Annotated in this window: 3 protein-coding genes; all 3 read right to left on the bottom strand. The window is 31.2% G+C overall.

All coding sequences use genetic code 11. The annotated features are described in order from the left end of the window. Positions 1-230 precede the first annotated feature (230 nt). Positions 231-638, bottom strand: a complete 408-nt coding sequence (locus H509_RS0102135; protein ID WP_028543622.1) for a contact-dependent growth inhibition system immunity protein — start codon at positions 636-638, stop codon at positions 231-233. Positions 639-707: 69 nt separating this feature from the next. Beyond that, the gene (locus tag H509_RS0102130) at positions 708-1,205 is read right to left on the bottom strand and encodes a hypothetical protein (protein ID WP_028543621.1); all 498 of its coding nucleotides are present in this window, start codon (positions 1,203-1,205) and stop codon (positions 708-710) included. Between the two features lie 51 nt (positions 1,206-1,256). Beyond that, positions 1,257-1,661: EndoU domain-containing protein (locus H509_RS0102125; protein ID WP_028543620.1), on the bottom strand; the 405-nt coding region annotated here is incomplete at its 5' end.

Raw genomic sequence — 1,661 nt, 5'->3', positions numbered from 1 at the left:
CTCTCCAAGGTCAAGCGGTTATAACGTCCGTCGTACGTATACCGTTCGTTAAACTCACTTGACGTCTTCACCTGATCCAGCGGTGTATAGCTGAACTGGGCTATATAATTTTTTGCTAATAAAGAAAACCTTGAGAGGTTGTCTAAGACTGACCATTCAAGGTTTTAAAGTTATACAAAAACCATTTTTGATATAAACATCTTTGGATTGTGAACTCTTAAACAGCAACTTTAGAGATGCACAATCCTCATAAAGTTTTCTAATATATCGCTATATTCTTTCCTATCCTCTTCATTTGACCATTCTAAACTTGAAAGCCTAATATTGATCTTCTTTAGGATCATTCTGAGTTTACATAAATCTTCAAATTTAGTTAAATTAACTGAATAAAGTAATTCTAAAACCTGACCATCATACATATCACCAGCAATCGGATTTTCATCTAATATATCCATCGCTTTTTTTATTGCAATTTCAATAAAAACATTTTGTAATAGCATCTTACAAACATCCGTTAAGTCGACTTCTGCCTCAGTTTTGTCAATTAATCTGTTATACCAGTTATCCAATGCATACTCGGTTTCCACTGTCTGTTTTTGTTGATTCAATAAATAAAAATCTTTTATCGTTTTATTCATTATTTCACGCTCTCTAAGCTCTTCATAAATTTGAATAGTCGTTTCCAGAACACTCTCATAACCCCTGAATTATTCCTTAAAATTATTCATTTTGGCGTTTATCATTTGTATTGTTCCGCACTCTAATAGTTGTGGATTTAAAACAGATATAAAATTCAATAATTTCTGTGAATTTAATATAACTTCATCAATAAATGAAGTTTTTCTAATTTTACTTTCTTTCCAATGTGAGTATTTGAATTCTTTATGCGGCTGATAAATATATAGGTCTAATATTGAATCTCTATCCATATCTTCTACTAAACTCACACTTAATTCTATCTCTTGTGAAATAAATTCTAGCCACAAATTTGAACTATCTGGAATTCGATATGCAATGTAGTGATGTGTTTTTATTTTTTCAGCTATATTTAACAGGTCAATAAACCATCTCAACAACCGTTCTTCACCGAATGGACAATCATCAAAGAACATACCATACTTGCAACCATTAAAATTCAGTTCAATTGCACCATTTATATCTTGTATGGTACGATCAAACTCTTCAGCAGATAATTGTTTGATCATATCGAAATTATCATATGCTTTAAAGGATATAGTAAAGATATTCTTTCACCTCTATTCTAACAAATCTGCCATTTTGTAAATATGAGTTCCATAAACGGAATCGACATTTCCATTCCTAATATACACTTTAATCTTTTCACCAAAAACACTAACTGTATGCAGTCCGTCACTTATACCCTGTTGCTTTAATTTGTTCACAGCTGACGTAGATGCATTAATTATTTTGTTGTCCGACCATTCTTTATTAAAAAATGATTTTTTACTTAACATCTCATTAATTTGTTGGTCTGACATTTTCTTTTGAAGATATGGTAGTTGGTTCTTGGTACTATTTACAGAATGACGTGTAAGAATGTGATCCGTTAAATTACTACTTAATTTTATATTCACTGTTCCTACTTGTCCCGTCCCCTTAAATGCTTTAAAAGAATTAAACGGGTCCTTTAGTAACTGCTG

Origin of the sequence: Paenibacillus taiwanensis DSM 18679, from assembly GCF_000425125.1 — a bacterium.
GTDB classification, from domain to species: Bacteria; Bacillota; Bacilli; order Paenibacillales; family Paenibacillaceae; genus Paenibacillus_B; species Paenibacillus_B taiwanensis.
The sequence above is the reverse complement of the archived record's forward strand: the minus strand, read 5'-3'. Positions and strand labels throughout refer to the sequence as shown.